This window comes from Micromonospora sp. NPDC049275, assembly GCF_043197115.1.
Classification (GTDB): Bacteria; Actinomycetota; Actinomycetes; order Mycobacteriales; family Micromonosporaceae; genus Micromonospora.
Genome location: NZ_JBICSN010000004.1, coordinates 107079 through 127212 on the forward strand (window position 1 = coordinate 107079; position 20134 = coordinate 127212).

A 20134-nucleotide genomic window follows, 5' to 3' on the forward strand; every position below is an offset into this window, starting at 1 on the left:
TCTCGTAACAGAACAGCATCACTTTGGCCGACTCCGCGGCCTTTGGCGGCAGTTCCGGACTGGCCGGTCCGGCGCTCCGCGACAACTGCACCCGGTCGCCGACGATGCCCGAGGGCACCGCCGGCGGAGAGAGCTATCCACGGCCAGCCGCTCCGGTCGGGCGTCCACAGCCGCAGGAGTGTGCCTCGGGCACGGTCGCTGCGGTCTCGACGTTCAGGGGAGGCGGCCATGGCGGGGCGGCGGCACAGGTTCACCGGTAGACCTCACGGGGTTCCGGCATGAACGCCCTCGACGTCGTGCTCCTCGCGGCCGTCCTGATCCTCGCGGTGGTCGTGGTCGGGGCGGTGCTGGTCGGCATTCGGACACTGCGCCGGATGGGCACGGCGCCGGCCCCGGAGGATCCCGCCTTCATCGCGGAGAAGGACCGTCAGGAGCAGTCCCTGGCCGCCCTGCGTAACGCCGCGGACCAGGCGAACAGCACGATCGACGTGGCGAAGTCCGCCGCCTCCGCGGCGCGTGCCGAGGCGGCGGCGGCGAAGGCCGAGGCGAAGGCGGCCCGGGCCGAGGCCCGGCGGGTGCTCGACGACGCCCGCGCCGAGGCGGACACCGTGCTGGAGCGGGCGCACAAGCAGGCCGAGGCTGACGCCGAGCAGCTGCGTACGGCTGCGCGACGCAGCGGCGAGCGGGAGGTCGCGGTGCTCGCCGCCACGACCCGGGAGCAGGCCGCTGAGGTGGAGCGCCGGGCGGCCCGGATGGACGAGCGGGAGCGGCTGCACACCGAGGAGGTGGAGCGGTTCGCCGAACGGGAGCGGCAGCTCACCGCCGCGAGCGCCGCCCTCGCGGCCCGGGAGTCCGCGCTCGTCCAGCGTGAGACCGAGCTGGCCGAGGCCGAGGAGCTGCGCCGTCGGGAGCTGGAGCGGGTGGCAGGTCTCACCGCCGACTCGGCCCGACTGGAGTTGATCGACGCGATCGAGACGTCCGCCAAGCGGGAGGCCGCGCTGCTGGTGCGCGACATCGAGTCCGACGCGCGCAACACCGCCGAGCAGCGGGCCCGACACATCGTGGTGGACGCTATCCAGCGGGTGGCCAGCGAGCAGACCGCCGAGAGCGTGGTCAGCGTCCTGCACCTGCCCGGCGACGAGATGAAGGGCCGCATCATCGGCCGGGAGGGGCGCAACATCCGCGCCTTCGAGTCGGTGACCGGGGTCAACCTGATCATCGACGACACCCCCGAGGCGGTGCTGCTGTCCTGCTTCGACCCGGTGCGCCGGGAGGTCGGCCGGCTCACGCTGGAGAAGCTGGTGCTCGACGGGCGGATCCACCCGCACCGGATCGAGGAGGTCTACGACCTGGCCCGCCAGGAGGTGGAGCAGCTCTGCCTCCGCGCCGCCGAGGACGCCCTCGTCGAGGTCGGCATCACCGAGATCCACCCGGAGCTGGTGAGCCTGCTGGGCCGGCTGCGTTACCGCACCTCGTACGGGCAGAACGTGCTCAAGCACCTGGTCGAGACCGCGCACATCGCCGGCATCATGGCCGCCGAACTGCGGCTGGACGTGCCCACGATCAAGCGGTCGGCGTTCCTGCACGACATCGGCAAGGCGCTCACCCACGAGGTCGAGGGCAGCCACGCCATCATCGGCGCCGACCTGGCCCGCAAGTACGGCGAGCACGAGGACGTGGTGCACGCCATCGAGGCGCATCACAACGAGGTTCCGCCGCAGACGATCGAGGCCGTGCTCACCCAGGCCTCCGACGCCTGTTCCGGCGGTCGGCCGGGCGCGCGTCGGGAGAGCCTGGAGGCGTACGTCAAGCGGCTGGAGCGGATCGAGGAGATCGCGGCCGGGAAACTCGGTGTCGACAAGGTGTTCGCCATGCAGGCCGGCCGGGAGATCCGGGTGATGGTCAAGCCGGACGACGTGGACGACATCGGGGCGGCCGTGCTGGCCCGCGACGTGGCGAAGCAGATCGAGGAGGAGCTGACCTACCCGGGTCAGATCCGCGTCACGGTGGTCCGCGAGTCCCGAGTCACCGAGATCGCCCGCTGACTCCGGCCCGCGCCGCTCGGCGCGAGCCCATGATCGACACGTTTTCCGCGATATCGGGGTATCCCGTCGCCGGTGATACCCCGATATCAGCGAACTCTTGTCGATCTGGGTGTCAGATGCCGCCGGTGCCCTCGGCCTGGGACATCAGTGCCGCCGGCGGCGGGTTCTGCGCCGGGGTGCCCGCGGTCTTGCGGCCCCGGGCGAGCCGCCGCTGGATGTACTGGGCGAGCTTCGACAGCGAGTAGTTCACCGCGATGAAGAGCACGGCGATGACGACGTACACCTGGATCGGGTTGCCCAGCACGCCGATGATCTGCTTGCCGATGTTCAAGGTCTCTTCGTAGCTGATGATGAACCCCAGCGAGGTGTCCTTGAGCACCACGACCAACTGGCTGATCAGCGCCGGCAGCATGATCCGGAACGACTGTGGCAGCAGGATCATCCGGGTGGTCTGCGCGGGGGACAACCCGATGGCAGCCGCGGCCTCCGCCTGACCGCCGGGCAGACCCTCCATGCCGGAGCGGAGGATCTCGGCGATGACCACCGAGTTGTAGATGGTCAGGCCGATCACCAGGTACCAGAGGGTGTCGAACGAGATGCCGAACTCGGGGAAGCCGCGGGCCACGAAGAAGATGGTGATGACGACCGGCAGGCCGCGGAACACCTCGACGCAGACTCGGGTGAGCGCCGAGAGCAGCAGGCTCGCCCCGCGGAGCAGGTACGACACGGGCGTGGCCAGCCCGGTGAACCGCCGCCGGGTGAGGCTCTTGAGCTGGATCCGCAGTACGGCCAGCAGGGTGCCCACCACCAGGGAGGCGACGATGGCCAGCGCGGCCGCGATCAGGGTGTTCTTGAAGCCGTGGCCGATCCGGTCCCACACCTGGGAGAAGTTCTCGTTGGAGGGGTCGATCAACGGCCCCCACAGCTCCATCGAGAGCTGACCCTTGTCGTCAAGCGGCCGGTAGATCAGGAAGTAGGCCCCGACCAGCAGCGCCACGGTGGCGACCAGGCTGCTGATCAGCGTGATCCGCCGCTGGCGCGGGCCGGGAACGTCGTAGAGGACTGTGGTCTGCTGGGTCACCGGGCCACCGCCTGTCGCTTCTCCAGTCGGTCCAGCAGGGCACCGAGCGGCACAGTCATGATCAGGTATCCGATCGAGATGCCGATTGCGACGGGAATGAAGGCATAACCCTCGGCCGACGTGAGCTGATCCGCGGTCTGTGACAGGTCACCGACCACCCCGAAGAAGCCGACCAGTGCCGAGTTTTTGATCATTGCGATGATCACCGAGCCGAGCGGCACGATGGATGCCTTCCAGGACTGCGGCAGCACCACGTAGCGCAGGTTCTGGCTGAAGGTGAGCCCGAGGGAGCGAGCGGCCTCGGCCTGCCCGGCCGGCACCGCGTTCACCCCGGAGCGCAGCGCCTCGCAGACGAACGCCGCGGTGTAGAGCACCAAGGCGATCAGGGCGAAGCGGAAGTACGGCAGATCGGTGCCGAGCCGCTTGAACAACCCGTCCACGACGGGAATGCGAAGGAAGTCGGCGTTGGAACCGAGCGCCGGCAGACCGAACGCGGCGAAGAACATCACGACGGTCAGCGGCATGTTGCGGAAGACGTTCACGTAGCCGGTGCCGAGCGCGCGCAGCGGCGGCACCGGCGAGATGCGGAGCACCGCCACGATCGCGCCCAGGATCAGGGCGCCGATCGCGGCGAGCACGCAGATCTGGAGGGTGAGCCAGAAACCACCCGCAAAGACGTCGAACTTGTCGATGAGCACGTTCACGGGTCGGTGTTCCTCCCCACCCTCCAGATCGAAGGATCAGATCAGTAGCGGTTGATGGTGGGCGCCGAGCCCAGTTCCGCGCCGAACTTGCCGGCGGTGTCGTCCCAGGCCTTCTTCCACCGACCGTCGGCGACGGCCTTGTCCAGGGTGTCGTTGATGAAGCTGCGGAAGTCGGCGTCTTCCTTCTTCACGCCGATGCCGTACGGCTCCTTGGTGAAGTTGGCGCCAGCCAGCTTGAAGGACGCCTCGTCCTTGGCGATGTAGCCGAGGAGGATCACGTTGTCGGTGGTGACGGCGTCGACCTGGCCGCCCTTGAGCGCGTCCCGGCACTTGTCGTACGTGTCGAAGAGCACCAGCTGCGAGCCGACGTCCTTGACGTACGTCTTGATGGTCTCGGCCGGCGTCGAGCCGGTGACCGAGCAGACCTTCTTGGTGCCGTCCTTGAACGAGTCCGGACCGGTGATCGTCGCGTCGTCCTTCTTGACCAGGATGTTCTGGCCGGCCTCGTAGTACGGGCCCGCGAAGGCGATGCGCTCCTTGCGCTTGTCGTTGATCGTGTAGGTGGCGGCGACCAGGTCGACGCTGCCGTCCACGATCTTGTCCTCACGGACCTTCGACGGCGTCTCGACGTACTCGATCTTGTCCTCGGGGATGCCCAGCTCCTTGACGATGATCTTGGCGATCTCGACGTCGAAGCCCTCCGGCTTGCCGGACAGACCCTTCTGGCCGAAGCCCGGCTGGTCGAACTTGGTGCCGACCTTGATCTTCTGGGCCTTGTTCAGCTTCTCCATCGTGCTGCCGGCGGCGAAGGACTTGCTGCCAGCACCGGAGTCCCCGTCGTCGTCGCCACCACAGGCGGTGAGGCCGAGCGCCAGAGCGGCGACCGCGGCGACTGCCGCAACGCGCTTGATACGCATACTCTTCTCCTTCTTCAACGGAGCCCACCGAGTACGGCGCGCTCCACTACGGACGCCTAGTGCGTGAGGATCTTGGAGAGGAAGTCGCGGGCCCGCTCGCTGCGCGGGTTCGCGAAGAACTCCGCCGGTGGGGCGTCCTCGACCAGTTGCCCGTCGGCCATGAAGATGACCCGGTTGGCGGCGTGCCGGGCGAAACCCATCTCGTGGGTGACCACGACCATGGTCATGCCGTCGCGGGCCAGCGAGGTCATCACGTCCAGCACCTCGCCGACCATCTCCGGGTCCAGCGCGCTTGTCGGCTCGTCGAAGAGCATCGCCTTGGGCTGCATGGCCAGGGCGCGGGCGATCGCCGCACGCTGCTGCTGGCCACCGGAGAGCTGGGCCGGGAACTTGTCCGCCTGGTTGGCGATGCCGACCCGGTCGAGCAGGGCCAGGCCGCGCTCGCGCGCCGCGGTGGGCTTCTCCCCGCGGACCTTGACCGGCCCGAGGGTGACGTTCTCCAGGATGGTCTTGTGGGCGAAGAGGTTGAAGGACTGGAAGACCATCCCCACCTCGCTGCGCAGCTTCGCGAGGGCCTTGCCCTCGGCCGGCAGCGGCTGACCGTCGAAGGTGATGGTGCCGGAGTTGATCGGTTCCAGTCGGTTGATGGCGCGGCACAGCGTCGACTTGCCGGAGCCGGACGGGCCGATCACCACGACCACCTCGCCCCGACCCACCGACAGCGAGACGTCGTCCAGCACGTGCAGCGGCCCGAACCACTTGTTGACCGCGTCCAGCACGATGAGCGGTTCGCCCGTCGTCACGTCGTCCACCGTCCCTGTCGTCTCCCCGGATCGGGGTCGGTTGACCCCTGGTTGGGCAACTGTAGGCGGCGGGCTGTGGCGGAACGCAACTCAGTTGGTCACGGAGCGGTAACACCGGTCACGATCGGTGTCGAGGGTCCGATTTCGGTCATCGAGCGGACCGCAACAGTGGCGGCGGCACCGGATGCCCGCGACGATAAGGGCATGACCGAACCGGTACGCCTGACGAAGTACGCCCGCGGCGGTGGCTGCGCCTGCAAGATTCCGCCGGGCGAGCTGGAGGCCATGGTCGCCGGTCTCGGCCCGGCCACCGGAACGGCGGAGCTGCTTGTCGGCCTGGACCACGGCGACGACGCCGCGGTGGTCCGGCTGGACGAGCGTACCGGCCTGGTCAGCACCGCGGACTTCTTCACACCTGTCGTCGACGACGCGTACGACTGGGGGCGCATCGCGGCGGCCAACGCGCTCTCCGACGTGTACGCGATGGGCGGCGTCCCGCTGGTGGCGCTCAACCTGCTCTGCTGGCCGCGTGACGTGCTGCCGCTGGAGTTGGCGCGCGAGGTGCTGCGCGGTGGCCAGGACGTGGCCCGGGAGGCGGGCTGTCACCTGGCCGGCGGGCACAGCGTCGACGACGACGGTCCGAAGTACGGTCTCGCGGTCACCGGCACCGTCCGACCGGAGGAGCTGATCACGCTGGACGCCGGTCGGGCCGGAGTGCCGCTGTCGCTGACCAAGCCGCTCGGCGTGGGCGTGCTCAACACCCGGCACAAGGCCACCGGCGAGAGCTTCCCGGAGGCGGTCGCCACGATGAGCGCGCTCAACCGCGACGCCGCGCGGGCCGCGGTCGCCGCCGGTATCCGGTGCGGCACCGACGTGACAGGCTTCGGCCTGCTCGGGCACGCCTCGAAGCTGGCCCGTGCCAGCCGGCTCACGGTGGCCATCGACACCGCCCGGGTGCCGTACCTGGCCGGCGCGCGGGAGGCGCTGCGCGACGGGTACGTCAGCGGCGGCAGCCGTCGCAACCTGGACTGGGTCACCCCGTGGACGGATTTCGGCGCGGCGGACGAGGGTGAGCGGTTGCTGTTGGCCGACGCGCAGACCTCCGGCGGTCTGCTGGTCGCCGGTGAGGTGCCGGGCGCGCCCGTGGTGGGCGAGCTGCTGCCCCGCGGGGAGCACCTGGTGGTCCTGCGCTGACGGACACGGCGGCGCGGGCGGACACGGCGGCGCGAGGACACGCGGCCCCGATGGCGCGGCGGGCGCACGATACCCGATAAACTGTCACCTTCCCGCTACTCCGAGCAATGCCGCTCAGGGAAATTTTGCCCGGAATGGTCACAGACCGGTAACTTGCCCCCGGCTGGGGTCAAATGCCCCCCACCATCGTGAGTAAGGCCCGATCCGGAGGCCGGTGGGACGAACGCAGCGAGGAGGCGGAATGACCGAGCTGTGGAACTGGAGAATCGATCGGGTCCGACCCGTGGAGGTCTACCCGGCGCTGGCCGAGGCGCTCGGCCGGGTGGTGATGCCGCTCGCGGTGGCGGACCCGGCCCGACTGCCGGCGTACGCGGTGGTGTGTGACGTCTGGCAGGCGCCGGGCGAGTTCTCGACAGTGGTCGACTGCTACGGGGTGCCGGACCAGCTCTCCGAGCACGCCAGCATCGCCGCGCTGGCCCGGCTGCTGGGCCGCAACTGTCTACTGCGCGACGACACGCTCGACGCCGGCCGGCACCTGCTCGTCGCACCGGACGGGACGGTCCGCCCGGTGCACTTCGACGTCCGGGACACCGACGACGGCGAGGTGCTCAGCCGGCGGCGGCTCTGCACGGTGGGCGACCCGGGCTGCCGGGGCTGGTCGCAGTGTCACCGCTCGCGGTGGGCGCCCGACACCGTCGCGCCGGTGCTCGCCGCGGCCTGACCCGCAGCGACCGAGCCCGACCCGCCACCCCGCACGACCAGCTGGTCGAGCAGGGTGCGGGTGGCCTCCGTCACGGCGGCCACCGCGGCCTCGAACGCGGCGGCGTTGTGCGCGGCGGGCGCCCGGAAGCCCGAGATCTTCCGGACGTACTGCAACGCCGCCGCCTCGATGTCCGTGTCGGTCACCTGCGGGGTGAACGGCTCGCGCAGCGTCTTGATGCTTCGGCACATGTCGGGTGCTCCTCGGTTCGGGGCGATCCGGCCGATCCGGATACGCTGTCGTGGTCATGACTACCGCAGCGGCGGGCAGCCCGCGCACCTACCAGGTGCGCACCTACGGCTGCCAGATGAACGTGCACGATTCCGAGCGCATCTCCGGCCTGCTCGAACAGGCCGGCTACGTACGCGCGCCCCAGGCCGACGACACCCCGGACATCGTCGTCTTCAACACCTGCGCGGTACGGGAGAACGCCGACAACCGCCTCTACGGCAACCTCGGTCATCTGCGCCCCGTCAAGGACAAGCACCCGGGGATGCAGATCGCCGTCGGTGGTTGCCTGGCGCAGAAGGACCGCGGCGAGATCGTCCGCAGGGCGCCCTGGGTGGACGTGGTCTTCGGCACGCACAACATCGGCGCGCTGCCGGTGCTGCTGGAACGGGCCCGGCACAACGCGGCCGCCGAGGTGGAGATCCTGGAGTCGCTGGACGTCTTCCCGTCCACGCTGCCGACCCGCCGCGAGTCCACGTACGCCGGTTGGGTCTCGATCTCGGTGGGCTGCAACAACACCTGCACGTTCTGCATCGTGCCCTCTCTGCGCGGCAAGGAGAAGGACCGCCGTCCCGGCGACGTCCTCTCCGAGGTGCGCGCCCTGGTCGACGAGGGTGTGCTGGAAGTGACCCTGCTCGGGCAGAACGTCAACTCCTACGGCGTCGAGTTCGGTGACCGGTACGCGTTCGGCAAGCTGCTGCGCGCCTGCGGCGAGATCGACGGGTTGGAGCGGGTCCGGTTCACGAGCCCGCACCCGAAGGACTTCACCGACGACGTGATCGCCGCGATGGCCGAGACCCCGAACGTGTGCCACTCGCTGCACATGCCGTTGCAGTCCGGCTCCGACGACGTGCTGAAGGCGATGCGCCGGTCGTACCGTTCCGAGCGCTACCTGGGGATCATCGAGAAGGTCCGGTCGGCGATGCCGGACGCGGCGATCACCACCGACATCATCGTCGGCTTCCCCGGCGAGACGGAGGCCGACTTCCAGCGCACCCTGGACGTGGTGCGCGAGTCCCGATTCTCCTCGGCCTTCACCTTCCAGTACTCGAAGCGCCCCGGCACCCCCGCCGCCACCATGGACGGCCAACTGCCCAAGCAGGTCGTGCAGGAGCGCTACGAGCGGCTGATCGCCTGCGTCGAGGAGATCTCCTGGGCGGAGAACAAGCGCCTCGTGGGGGAGACCGTCGAGGTGCTGGTAGCGGTCGGCGAGGGCCGCAAGGACGAGCGGACCGGGCGGCTGTCCGGCCGGGCGCGTGACGGCCGGCTCGTGCACTTCGACGCCGGCAGCTTCGCCGGGTCGATCCGGCCCGGCGACATCGTGCAGACCACAGTCACGTACGCCGCGCCGCACCACCTCAACGCCGACGGAGCGCCACTGTCGCACCGGCGGACCCGGGCGGGCGACGCCGCCGAGGCGGGCCGTTCCCCGCGTACCCCCGGGGTGTTGCTCGGCCTGCCCACGATCGGCGCACCGGCGGTCGCGCCCGCGCCGACGACCGGCTGCGCCGCGCACTGACCCCGACCGGGGTCCGCCGGCACGGCGGACCCCGACCGGCCCACGGTCAGACCGTGATGCGACCGGCGCCGGCGCCGCCCGTCACGATGGACTTGACGGTGCTCGCGGTGTCCAGCTGGTACGAGTACGGGATGCTGGCGACGCTGCCGCCGGTCTGTCCGGCGGGCGAGTTGACGAAGTGGTTGTTGCGGGCGACCAGGCGGCCCGGCCCGGAGTCGGCCTCGCCGAGGTGGTACGTGTCGTTGACGTTCTCGAAGTAGTTGCCCTCGACGAGCACGCCGGCGTTCTCGGTGGAGGCCACGCCGTAGCCGCCGTTGGCCCGGTAGTAGTTGTTGTAGACGTGCACCGGGTTGCCAAAGCGCACCCGGGGGTTGCGCTGCCTGCTGCCGTCGAACCAGTTGTGGTGGTAGGTCACCCGCAGGTGGCCGGTGTCCTGTGCGCCGTTGTCGTCGCTGTGGCCGAGCAGCATGGTCTTGTCGTGGTTGAAGACCCGGTTCCACGACACGGTGACGAAGTCCGACCCGCGCTTGATGTCGACTGCGCCGTCGTACCCGTTGCTGAAGGTGTTGTGGTCGATCCAGACGTTGGTGGCCGACTCCTGCACGTTTATCGCGTCGTCGTTCCAGTCCCGGAAGGTCAGGTTCCGGATGATGACGTTGCGGTCACCGCTGACGTTGAGTCCGCAGCCGACGATCGTCGCGCCGGAGTTGCCGAGGATGGTCTTGTTGGACCGGACCCGCAGCATGCCCGAGCAGGAGATCGTGCCGGACACCCGGATCACCGCCGCGCCTGTCGCGTTCAGGGCGCTGGTCAGGGCCGAGGTGTTGCTGACGGTGGTGGTCGGTGCGCCGCCGCCGCCTGTGGTGCCGCCGTTCTGGGTGGCCCAGCCGACGAGACCTGTCGGTGGCGGGACGCTGGGCGGCGGGTCGCTCGGGATCGGTGGGGTCGTCGGGGCGCCCGGCGTGCCCGACGTGTTCGGGGTGCCCGGCGTGGTCGGGGTGGCCGGCGTGGTCGGGGTGGTGGTGCCGCCGGTGCAGGCGACGTTGTTCAGGGTGAAGCCTGTCGGGTCCGGATTGCTGGAGTTGTTCCAGCTCGCGTTGAGGCCGAACGAGGCGCTGCCGTTGGTGGCCAGGGTGCCGTTGTAGTCGACGTTTGTGGCGGAGACCTGGGCGCCGCTCTGCGTGGCGGTGGCGCCCCACGCCTGGCTGACCTGCTGCCCGGCCCCGTACGACCAGCGCAGCGTCCACCCGGAGACCGGGTCGCCGAGGTTGGTGACCGTGACGTTGCCGGTGAACCCGCCCGGCCACTGGCTGGCGACCGAGTAGGCGACCCGGCAGCCGGCGGCCGCCTGGGCGGATACGGCGGTCAGGAGCCCGCTGGTGACCAGGGCTGCGGTGGCGGCGGCGGTGGTGGCGAGCAGCGTCATCCGACGCTGTGTTCTGTGCATGCTGCTTCCTCTCGATGAGGCGGACGGACCGTCGCGACGCCCATGCCCGTGGGCGGCGAGGTAGGCCGGGACCCGTGGGGTCCCGGGCCCGCCGGTGCAGTTCGGTGAAAGCGGCTCCCGCGCTCGCGCCGACCACTGCCGAGGCAAGCGCTTTCCCGATGGAAGCATAGAAGCCCCTGGATGTAAATCACCGGAGTGGCCGGCGCCCACGACGTGAGCGCCGGCCACTCCGGTGGCTCAGCAGCCGGCGCCGTTGAGCTTCACGCTCGCCGGGGTGCTGGCCGTGCCGTTGGCGGTGAAGCCCACGGTGACCGAGGCGCCCGCCGCCAGGGACGGCGCGTGACTGGGCGCGGCAGCCGTGACCGTCGTACCCGACTGGGTGACAGTGGCGTTCCAGCCACTGCCCAGCGTCACGCCGGACGGCCAGGTCCAGGTCACCGACCACGGATTCACCGCGGCCGTACCTGTGTTCTTCACTGTCACCTCACCCTGGAAGCCGCCCTGCCAGGCGTTCACCTGCCGGTAGGTGGCCGTGCAGGCGCCCGGGGGCGGTGTCGTCGGCCCGCCGGTCGGTCCACCGGTCGGCCCGCCCGTCGGCCCGCCGGTGGGTCCGCCACCGGACGGCGCGATCAGGTACGGCTGGAGGATCGCCTGCTTGGTGGTGTTGACGTTCGTCCAGTCGTCAAGCGCGATGCCGCCGGTGTCACCCGAGTTGGGGTTCCACGACCAGTAGGTGAACGACATCCCGGTCACCCCGGTGCCGGTGTACGCCATCAACTTCTCCAGCCACACCCGGTCCTTCGGGTCGGCCAGGGTGCTGCCGAACTCACCCATCATGATCGGGGCGATGTTCTGCTTGTAGAGGTAACCGAAGTACTTGTCCCAGATGGCCGGCATGTTCGCCGGGTAGTCGGGGGCGTCGAACCAGGTCTGCCGGTAGACCGACGTGGCGTACTCGTGCGGCGAGTAGACCAGCCGGTTGGCCACGTTCAGGCGTACCGGGAACTGGCCGGCCTTCGACAGGTTGCCGCCCCACCAGCCGCAGTCCTCGTCGTTGCTCGGGTCGTTGTCCCACACGTTGGAGAGGCCACCGCTGGGGCAGCTCACCCCCTCCACGAAGATCAACCAGTTGGGCTGGACACCGAGGATCGCGTTGCCGGCCCGCTCGGCGGCGAGCCGCCAGTCCCGCGCGGTGTCGCCGCAGCCCCAGCACGCGCCGGTGGCCGCCGGGTTGGTGCCCTCGGCGTGCGGCTCGTTGTGCAGGTCCGCGCCGATCACCGTGGGATTGCCCGCGTACCGCTGGGCGAGCATCTTCCAGTCGTTGATCCAGGTCGCCTCGGAGACCGTAGGCGTGTACCAGAGCGGCGACTGCCCGGCGGACGTCGGCCGGTGCCGGTCCAGGATGATCCGCATCCCCTTGCTGCCGGCGTAGGCGATCACCTTGTCCAGGATCTGCAACGGCGAGAGCCCGATCAGGTCCGGGTTGACGAAGTCGTTGATCCCGGTGGCGGTCGCGCCCGGCTTCAGCGCGTCGTTCGAGTACGGCACCCGCAGCGTGTTGTAGCCCAACCGGGCCATCGTGTCGAGCTGCCCCCGCCACGGATTGCTCGACCAGAGCCCGTGGAAGGTCTTGTTGTCGGTCTCCATGCCGAACCAGTTGATGCCTGTCAACCTCACCGTAGCGCCGGTGCTGTCCACGATCTGACTGCCGTTCGTGTGCAGATAACCGGTGCCGGTGCCCGCGGCGGAGGCCGGGGTGGTGCTGACGGCGGCGGCGAAGAACACGCCGGCCGCGACGGTGGCGAGCGCGGTCAGCGCACCGCCGAGAGCTTTGGGACGGAACATTCGAGCTCCACTTCACAGGCCCGACGTCGGCCAGGGGCCGCGCGGGCGAGCTGCCGTCGGCACGTCACGGCCCCTTTTCGGGTACGCGGACAGTGCGCGACGGTCCATGTCACGCGGACGGGGACACTCGCGGAAGCGCACCGGCCGATCCTCGACAGCGGAACCCCGCCGTCGTCGCCCTCGTCCCGGTGGCCCTACCTGACTCCGTCGCCCATTCTCATCAGCCCGCCTCAATGCGTCAACTGCACACCCGCCCGCCCGCCCCGCCCGTGCCGGCGTGTCATCACGGACACGCGAGAGCCCTCGGTCCGCACGGGACCGGGGGCTCTCGGACAGCGTCAGGTCAGCCGGCCTGCTCGGCGAGCTGGAGGAACTGCCGCTTGGAGGCGAGGGCCTGCTCGGCCTCCTTGATCCGGCGGGCGTCCCCGGCGCTCTGCGCCCGGGCCAGCCGCTCCTCGGCCTCGGCCACCTGGGACCGCATCTGGGCGAGCAGCGGGTTGTCCTCCTTGGTGGTGCGGCGCCACGCCGAGTCCATCACGTCGCGGACCTTGTCGTCGATGACACGCAGCCGGCGCTCCAGCCCGGCGGCTGCCTCGCGCGGCACCCGGCCGGCCTCGTGCCACTGGGCCTGGATCTCCCGCAGCTTGGCCTGGGCGCCCTTCGGGTCGGCGTCGATGTCCAGGGCCTCGGCCTCGGCCAGCAGGGCCTGCTTACGCTCCAGGTTGCCGCGCTGCTCGTTGTCCCGCGCGGAGAAGACCTCGCTGCGCCGGCTGAAGAAGGCGTCCTGTGCGGCCCGGAACCGTTCCCAGAGCTTCTGCTCGGCCTCCTTGGAGGCACGCGGCGCGGCCTTCCACTGCGTCATCAGCTCCTTGAGCTGGTTGGCCGTGGCCGCCCACTCGGTGGAGTCCTTGATGCTCTCGGCCTCGGCGACCAACTCCTCCTTGACCGTCTGCGCCTGCTTGCGCGTCGCGTCCAGGGAGGCGAAGTGGGCGCCCCGACGCCTGGTGAAGCCGTCGCGTGCGGCGGCGAACCGCTTCCACAGTTCACCGTCGGCCTTCTTGTCGACCCCGCGAATGGTCTTCCACTCGTCGAGGATCTCCTTGAGCCGGTCACCTGCCGTCTTCCATCCGGTGGACTCGGCGGCGAGCTTCTCGGCCTCCTCCACCAGCGCGGTCTTGCGGGCCAGGGCCTCACCGCGGGCGGCGTCCCGGGCGGCACGCGCCTCGGTGGCCTTCTCCTCGGCGAGGGTCGCCAGCTTGTCCAGCCGAGCGGTCAGGGCGTCGATGTCGCCGACCACGTGGGCCTCGGGCAGCGTGGCGCGGATCCGCTTGATCGTGCTCAGCGAGTGCCCGGCGTCCGCCGCGCCCGAGTTGAGCCGCGCTTCGGTCAGGTCCACTTCGGTGACCAGGTCGGCGAAGCGGCGTGCGAAGTGCGCGAGACCCTCCTCCGGTGCTCCCGCCTGCCAGGATCCGACCACCCGCTCGCCCTCGGAGGTCTTGACGTAAACGGTGCCGTCCGCGTCCACCCGTCCGAAGGCAGTCCAGTCGCTCATGTGCCCATCCTCGTTCTCCCGGCGTCGAGGGAGCCGTCCCCCGTCGCCGCCACGGCGCAGCCAAGTTACTTCCGGCATTGTCACAGGTCCGACCCGGTCCGCGTCGAGCGCCTATCGCCGACCGTGACCATACGGTGTCCTAGAGCCTGTTTGACCGGATCGGCGCGGAGACGCACCGGGCATTCCCGCTACGGTGGACGGGTGCCACTGGTCGCCGCCGCCGTCTGCCCGCATCCGCCCCTGCTCGTGCCCGAGGTCGCCGGTGCGGCCGCGGGGGAGCTGGACGACCTGCGGGCCGCGTGTGACCTCGCCGTACGCCGGCTGTTGGCCGTTGATCCGGACGCGGTGGTGCTGCTCGGCGTCGGCCCGTCGACCGGCTCGATCCGGCCCCCGGCCACCGGTTCCCTGCAGCCCTGGGGCGTCGACCTGGACGTGCCCCTGGTCCCCGGTCAGCCGGACCGGGGCGCCGTGCTGCCGCTGAGCCTGACGGTCGGCGCGTGGCTGCTGACCCGGCACGCCGCGCGGCTCGCCATCACCGCCGCGCCGGTGAGCGCCGTGCAGGTGACCGCCGACGCCGGGCCGGTCGAGGTGGCCGCGCTCGCCGAGCAGGTTGCCGCGGCCGGTGACCGGGTGGCGCTGCTGGTGCTCGGCGACGGGTCCGCGTGCCGAGGCGAGAAGGCCCCCGGGTACGACGACAAGCGTGCCCTCCCGTACGACGAGCGGGTCGCCGCGGCCCTCGCCGAGGCGGACCTGGACGCCCTGCGCGACCTGGACACGGATCTGTCGGCGCGGTTGCGGGTCGCCGGCCGGGCGTCGTGGCAGGTGCTCGCCGAGGCGGCCCGGTCGAGTGGCGGCGGGTGGCGCGGCGAGCTGCTGCACGACTCGGCCCCCTACGGCGTGGCCTACTTCGTGGCGTCGTGGGAGCGAGCGTGACCGGCGACGGGGCGGTTCCGGCCGGCACGGTCGTGGCGGTGGTCGGGCCGACGGCGGCGGGCAAGTCGGCGTTGAGCATCGCGCTCGCGCACGCCCTCGACGGGGAGGTGGTCAACGCCGACTCGATGCAGCTCTACCGGGGCATGGACATCGGCACCGCCAAGCTGACCCCCGCCGAGCGGGACGGCGTGCCGCACCACCTGTTGGACATCTGGGAGGTCACCGAGCCGGCCAGCGTCGCCGAGTACCAGCGGCTGGCCCGCGCGGCCGTGGACGACATCCTGTCCCGAGGTCGGGTGCCGCTGCTGGTGGGTGGCTCAGGGCTGTACGTGCGGGCGGTGCTGGAACGCTTCGAGTTCCCCGGCACCGACGCGGCGCTGCGTGAGCGGCTGGAGCGGGAGTTGGCCGAGGTGGGCCCCGCGCCGCTGTACGCGCGGCTGCGCGCCGCCGACCCGGTGGCCGCCGAGGGCATCCTGCCCGGCAACGGCCGGCGGATCGTCCGGGCCCTGGAGGTGATCGAGTTGACCGGTGCGCCGTTCGCCGCGTCGCTTCCGCAGCCGACGCCGTACTACCCGTCGGTGCAGCTCGGCGTCGACCTGGACACCGGCGTGCTGGACGAGCGGATCGCGCTGCGGGTGGACCGGATGTGGGCCGACGGTCTGGTGCCGGAGACCCGCGAGCTGGTGGGTCGGGGGCTGCCCGAGGGGCGGACGGCGAGCCGTGCGCTGGGCTACCAACAGGTGCTGCGGATGCTCGACGGTGAGCTGACCGAGGCGCAGGCGCACGATGAGACGGTCCGGGCCACCAGGCGTTTCGTCCGCCGGCAGCGGTCCTGGTTCCGGCGCGACCCACGGATCCACTGGCTGGACTCGGCCGCGCCGGACCTGATCGGCGCCGCCCTGCGTCTGGCCCCCGCCGAGACGCGATAATGGGGGCGTGGAGTTCACCAAGGGCCACGGCACCGGCAACGACTTCGTCCTCCTACCCGACCCGGACGGTCAGCTCGATCTGACCCCGGGGCTGGTCGCGGCGCTCTGCGACCGGCGGCGGGGCATCGGTGCGGACGGCGTGCTGCGGGTCGTCCGCGCGGCCAAGCACCCCGACGGCGCCGACCTGGCCGGCGAGGCCGAGTGGTTCATGGACTACTGGAACGCCGACGGTTCGTTCGCCGAGATGTGTGGCAACGGCGCGCGGGTCTTCGTCCGGTACCTGCTCGACAACGAGCTGGCCACGCCCACCGGCGCGGCGCTGCCGGTGGCCACCCGGGCCGGCGTCGTGCGCGCGCTGGTCGAGGGTGACGCCGTGTCCGTGGAGATGCGCCGCCCCCGGGTGTACGACGCCTCGACCACCACCCTGGGCGGGCTGACCCTGCCCGGCACCGCCGTGGACATCGGCAACCCGCACCTGGTCTGTGTCCTGCCGGCGGGCGTGGAGCTGGCCGCGCTGGACCTGACCGTCGCGCCCGGGTTCGATCCGGAGGTCTTCCCGGCCGGCGTGAACGTGGAGTTCGTCGTGGCGGGCGACCCGGTCGACGCCACCGACGCGCACTCGTTGATGCGGGTGTACGAGCGCGGCAGCGCCGAGACCCTGTCCTGCGGTACCGGCGCGTGCGCGGTGGGCGCGGTGGCCCTGCGCGACGCCGGCCGGGACACCGGGGTGGTCGCCGTGGACGTGCCCGGGGGCCGCCTGACGGTGACGGTAACCGAGAGCTCCTGCTGGCTGTCCGGCCCCGCCGTCCTGGTGGCGACAGGCGAGATCAACCTCCCCACCTGACCCACCCACCCCCCCACCCCCCCACCCACCCGGGGCACCGCGTCGGGGCACCGCGTCGGGGTACCGCGTCGATCATGAAGTTATTGCCAGCCAGCTCGGCGTGTCATGGCAATAACTTCATGATCGACGGAGGGGGTGGGGCCGGTGGGGCCGGTGGGGCCCGTGGGGCCGGTGGGGCCGGGCTTTACGGGGTTGCGCTGGCGTTTGCCGCGATCTCGGGGAGGTCGGACGGGCCGGGGTCGGCCGCCGGCAGTGGGCTGGGGTTGTGCGCGGCGGCGCGGACGGCGGCGGCGACCGCCGGGGCCACCCGCGAGTCGAAGACGCTCGGCACGATCACCGTCGGGTTGATCTTCTCTTCGCCGACGACGTCGGCGATGGCCCGGGCGGCGGCGATCGCCATCTCCTCGGTGAACTCCTCGGCGTGCGCGTCCAGCATCCCGCGGAAGACGCCCGGGAAGGCGAGCACGTTGTTGATCTGGTTCGGCTGGTCCGAGCGGCCGGTGGCGACCACCGCGGCGTACTTGCGCGCCTCCCGCGGGTCGACCTCCGGGTCCGGGTTGGCGAGCGCGAAGACGATCGAGTCCTTCGCCATCTGCGCGATGTCGTCCCCGGTGAGCAGGTTCGGGGCGCTGACCCCGATGAACACGTCGGCGCCCCGGATCGCGCCGGGCAGGTCGCCGGAGTAGTTCTCCTTGTTGGTGTTCTCCGCCAGCCACTGCCACGCCGAGTTGAGGTCGGTCAGCCCGCGGTGCAGGGCGCCCTGGCGGTCGTACGCGATGATGTCGCCGACGCCCTGGCGCAGCAGCAGCTTCATGATCGCGGTGCCGGCCGCGCCGGCGCCGGAGACGACCACCCGCACGTCCGCGAGCTGCTTGCCCACGACGCGCAGCGCGTTGGTCAGCGCGGCCAGCACGCAGATCGCGGTGCCGTGCTGGTCGTCGTGGAAGACCGGGATGTCCAGCGCCTCGCGCAGCCGGGCCTCGATCTCGAAGCAGCGCGGCGCGGCGATGTCCTCCAGGTTGATCCCGCCGTACGCGGGCGCGATCGCCTTGACGATCTGCACGATCTCGTCGGTGTCCTGCGTGTCAAGCACGACCGGCCAGGCGTCCACGCCGCCGAAGCGCTTGAACAGCGCGGCCTTGCCCTCCATCACCGGCAGCGACGCGGCCGGGCCGAGGTTGCCCAGCCCGAGCACCGCCGAGCCGTCGCTGACCACCGCGACGGTGTTGCGCTTGATCGTCAGCCGTCGGGCGTCCGCCGGGTTCTCGGCGATCGCCATGCAGACCCGGGCCACCCCCGGGGTGTACGCCCGGGACAGCTCGTCACGGTTGCGCAGCGCGACCTTCGAGGTCACCTCGATCTTGCCGCCGAGGTGCAGCAGGAACGTGCGGTCCGACACCTTGCGCACGTCCACGCCGTCCAACGCGGTCAGCGCCTCGACCACCTGGTCGGCGTGGCCGGCGTCGGCGGTGTCGCAGGTCAGGTCGACGATCACGTGGGTCGGGTCCGAGTCCACCACGTCCAGCGCCGTGACGATCGCCCCGGCCTCGCCGACGGAGGTGGTGAGCCGGCCGATCGAGGACGCGTCCGCGGTAACCGCGATCCGGATGGTGATCGAAAATCCGGCGCTCGGCAGTCGGGTGATGGCCACGGGGTCCCTCCGTCACGGCTGTGCGACCGGTCGGCCGCCGCCTGAGCATTTCTACCGGGTTGCCGAGGTCGACCGGTATTCGCCCCCACTTTTGGCGACCTCCAGCACGGGCATATAGCAGGTGCGTTCGGCGTTGTGTCGTGTCAGGATTACGTTCTACTCATCATTTCGGACAGGAGAACCGCTTGCGAGACCAGGAGAGCTTCGTCCCCGTCGAGGACGAGTTCGACGACGTCACCACCGGCGAGATGGAGCTGTCGGAGCGACAGTCCCTGCGACGCGTTCCGGGCCTGTCAACCGAGCTCTCCGACGTCACCGAGGTGGAATACCGCCAGCTGCGGCTGGAGCGGGTCGTCCTGGTGGGCGTCTGGACCGAGGGCACGGTGACCGACGCGGAGAATTCCCTCACCGAGCTGGCCGCGCTGGCCGAGACCGCGGGCTCGCAGGTGCTCGAGGGGCTGATCCAGCGTCGTACGCGACCCGACCCGGCCACCTACATCGGCCGTGGCAAGGTCGACGATCTGAGCGCGGTGGTGCTCTCCACAGGCGCCGACACGGTCATCTGCGACGGCGAGCTGTCCCCGTCGCAGCTGCGCAACCTGGAGCAGCGCACGAAGGTCAAGGTTGTCGACCGCACGGCGCTGATCCTCGACATCTTCGCCCAGCACGCCAAGAGCAAGGAAGGTAAGGCGCAGGTCGAGCTGGCTCAGCTCGAATACCTGCTGCCCCGGCTGCGCGGTTGGGGTGAGACGCTCTCCCGGCAGACCGGTGGTTCCGGCCGTGGCGGTGGCGCCGGTGGTGGCGTGGGTGTGCGTGGTCCCGGTGAGACCAAGCTGGAGACCGACCGGCGGCGCATCCGCCACCGCATCTCCCGGCTGCGCCGCGAGATCAAGAGCATGCGGACGGTACGCGTCACCAAGCGTGCCCGCCGCACCCGCAACTCCGTGCCCGCCGTGGCCATCGCCGGCTACACCAACGCCGGCAAGTCCAGCCTGCTCAACCGGCTGACCGGCGCCGGCGTGCTGGTGGAGAACGCGCTCTTCGCGACGCTCGACCCGACCACCCGCAAGGCCACCACCTCGGACGGGCGGCTCTACACGCTCTCCGACACGGTGGGCTTCGTCCGGCACCTGCCGCACCAGATCGTCGAGGCGTTCCGCTCGACGCTGGAGGAGGTCGCGGAGGCGGATCTGGTGGTGCACGTCGTCGACGGCACCCACCCGGATCCGGAGGAGCAGGTGCGGGCGGTGCACGAGGTGCTCGCCGAGGTGGGCGCGGACCGGCTGCCCGAGCTGCTGGTGGTCAACAAGACCGACGCGGCCGACGAGGACGCGCTGCTGCGCCTCAAGCGCCTCTGGCCGGAGGCGATCTTCGTCTCGGCGTACTCGGGGCGGGGGATCGACGCCCTGCGGGCGGTGATCGAGGAGCGGCTGCCGCAACCGGCGGTCGAGGTCCGGGCCGTCCTGCCGTACGACCGGGGCGACCTGGTGTCTCGCGTGCACCGCACCGGTGAGGTGCTCAGCACGTCGCACCTGCCGGAGGGCACCCTGCTGCACGTGCGGGTCAGTGCGGCGCTCGCCGCCGAGCTGGCGCCGTTCGACGTCGCTCGGGAGGGCCAGGCGGTCGGCAGCCGGCCCTGAGCGGCCCCGGCGTCATCCACCGGAAACGCGCGGCATGCGACA

The 20134-nt window shown here is 70.9% G+C and carries 17 protein-coding genes; 8 read left to right on the top strand and 9 right to left on the bottom strand.

Translation table 11 applies throughout. The features are described from left to right. The first annotated feature begins 278 nt into the window (after window positions 1-278). Window positions 279-2045, top strand: coding sequence for a ribonuclease Y (gene rny, locus ACGFIE_RS15260; RefSeq protein ID WP_393294818.1), 1767 nt, complete (start codon window positions 279-281; stop codon window positions 2043-2045). A 112-nt stretch (window positions 2046-2157) separates the two neighbouring features. Here the strand turns inward: rny and ACGFIE_RS15265 are convergent, their stop codons facing one another. Genes ACGFIE_RS15265 through ACGFIE_RS15280 form a run of 4 tightly spaced genes read right to left on the bottom strand, consistent with a single transcriptional unit; the run spans window position 2158 to window position 5559 of the window. Continuing rightward, on the bottom strand, window positions 2158-3126 hold the full coding sequence (locus ACGFIE_RS15265; RefSeq protein WP_393294820.1) for an amino acid ABC transporter permease: 969 nt from the start codon (window positions 3124-3126) through the stop codon (window positions 2158-2160). Next, window positions 3123-3830 carry an amino acid ABC transporter permease gene (locus ACGFIE_RS15270; protein ID WP_363690102.1) on the bottom strand — a complete coding sequence of 236 codons (708 nt, stop codon included), beginning with the start codon at window positions 3828-3830 and terminating at the stop codon, window positions 3123-3125. Before ACGFIE_RS15270 ends, ACGFIE_RS15265 begins: the two co-directional genes overlap by 4 nt. 41 nt (window positions 3831-3871) lie before the next feature. Further along, entirely contained in the window at window positions 3872-4747 is an 876-nt protein-coding gene (locus ACGFIE_RS15275; RefSeq protein ID WP_363690104.1) for a glutamate ABC transporter substrate-binding protein, read from the bottom strand. Window positions 4748-4803: 56 nt separating this feature from the next. After that, on the bottom strand, window positions 4804-5559 hold the full coding sequence (locus tag ACGFIE_RS15280; protein ID WP_393294822.1) for an amino acid ABC transporter ATP-binding protein: 756 nt from the start codon (window positions 5557-5559) through the stop codon (window positions 4804-4806). A 195-nt stretch (window positions 5560-5754) separates the two neighbouring features. Between ACGFIE_RS15280 and selD the strand changes: the two genes are divergently transcribed. Both selD and ACGFIE_RS15290 read left to right on the top strand, forming a co-directional pair. Then, window positions 5755-6744: a selenide, water dikinase SelD gene (selD, locus tag ACGFIE_RS15285; protein WP_393294824.1), complete on the top strand. Its 990-nt coding sequence runs from the start codon at window positions 5755-5757 to the stop codon at window positions 6742-6744. Window positions 6745-6985: 241 nt separating this feature from the next. Next, window positions 6986-7465 (top strand): hypothetical protein, encoded by a 480-nt coding sequence (locus tag ACGFIE_RS15290; protein WP_393294826.1) that lies wholly within the window; start codon window positions 6986-6988, stop codon window positions 7463-7465. Here the strand turns inward: ACGFIE_RS15290 and ACGFIE_RS15295 are convergent. Then, window positions 7411-7695 (bottom strand): DUF2277 family protein, encoded by a 285-nt coding sequence (locus ACGFIE_RS15295; protein ID WP_363690112.1) that lies wholly within the window; start codon window positions 7693-7695, stop codon window positions 7411-7413. The two genes, ACGFIE_RS15290 and ACGFIE_RS15295, sit on opposite strands and share 55 nt — an antisense overlap. 56 nt (window positions 7696-7751) lie before the next feature. Here ACGFIE_RS15295 and miaB point away from each other — a divergent pair, with 56 nt between their 5' ends. Further along, on the top strand, window positions 7752-9251 hold the full coding sequence (gene miaB / locus ACGFIE_RS15300; protein ID WP_393294828.1) for a tRNA (N6-isopentenyl adenosine(37)-C2)-methylthiotransferase MiaB: 1500 nt from the start codon (window positions 7752-7754) through the stop codon (window positions 9249-9251). Between the two features lie 46 nt (window positions 9252-9297). Here the strand turns inward: miaB and ACGFIE_RS15305 are convergent, their stop codons facing one another. The 3 genes from ACGFIE_RS15305 to ACGFIE_RS15315 form a co-directional block, all read right to left on the bottom strand. Beyond that, window positions 9298-10698 carry a cellulose binding domain-containing protein gene (locus ACGFIE_RS15305; RefSeq protein ID WP_393294830.1) on the bottom strand — a complete coding sequence of 467 codons (1401 nt, stop codon included), beginning with the start codon at window positions 10696-10698 and terminating at the stop codon, window positions 9298-9300. A 237-nt stretch (window positions 10699-10935) separates the two neighbouring features. Then, on the bottom strand, window positions 10936-12543 hold the full coding sequence (locus tag ACGFIE_RS15310) for a cellulase family glycosylhydrolase (protein WP_363690118.1): 1608 nt from the start codon (window positions 12541-12543) through the stop codon (window positions 10936-10938). A gap of 343 nt (window positions 12544-12886) precedes the next feature. Next, window positions 12887-14095 carry a DUF349 domain-containing protein gene (locus ACGFIE_RS15315; RefSeq protein WP_363690120.1) on the bottom strand — a complete coding sequence of 403 codons (1209 nt, stop codon included), beginning with the start codon at window positions 14093-14095 and terminating at the stop codon, window positions 12887-12889. Between the two features lie 201 nt (window positions 14096-14296). On the opposite strand from ACGFIE_RS15315, the gene ACGFIE_RS15320 reads away from it, so the two are divergent. Genes ACGFIE_RS15320 through dapF form a run of 3 tightly spaced genes read left to right on the top strand, consistent with a single transcriptional unit; the run spans window position 14297 to window position 16801 of the window. After that, entirely contained in the window at window positions 14297-15028 is a 732-nt protein-coding gene (locus tag ACGFIE_RS15320) for a hypothetical protein (protein ID WP_393294833.1), read from the top strand. Then, complete coding sequence (gene miaA / locus ACGFIE_RS15325) at window positions 15013-15957, top strand: tRNA (adenosine(37)-N6)-dimethylallyltransferase MiaA (protein WP_393294835.1); 945 nt, start codon at window positions 15013-15015, stop codon at window positions 15955-15957. The genes ACGFIE_RS15320 and miaA overlap by 16 nt, the downstream gene beginning before the upstream one ends. A gap of 7 nt (window positions 15958-15964) precedes the next feature. Further along, window positions 15965-16801: a diaminopimelate epimerase gene (gene dapF, locus ACGFIE_RS15330; RefSeq protein WP_393294836.1), complete on the top strand. Its 837-nt coding sequence runs from the start codon at window positions 15965-15967 to the stop codon at window positions 16799-16801. Between the two features lie 184 nt (window positions 16802-16985). Here the strand turns inward: dapF and ACGFIE_RS15335 are convergent, their stop codons facing one another. Further along, a complete protein-coding gene (locus ACGFIE_RS15335) occupies window positions 16986-18452 on the bottom strand; it encodes an NAD-dependent malic enzyme (RefSeq protein ID WP_393294838.1) in 1467 nt (488 codons plus the stop codon). 185 nt (window positions 18453-18637) lie between these two features. Here ACGFIE_RS15335 and hflX point away from each other — a divergent pair, with 185 nt between their 5' ends. Next, window positions 18638-20092: a GTPase HflX gene (gene hflX, locus ACGFIE_RS15340; protein ID WP_393294840.1), complete on the top strand. Its 1455-nt coding sequence runs from the start codon at window positions 18638-18640 to the stop codon at window positions 20090-20092. The last annotated feature ends 42 nt before the right edge of the window (window positions 20093-20134 follow it).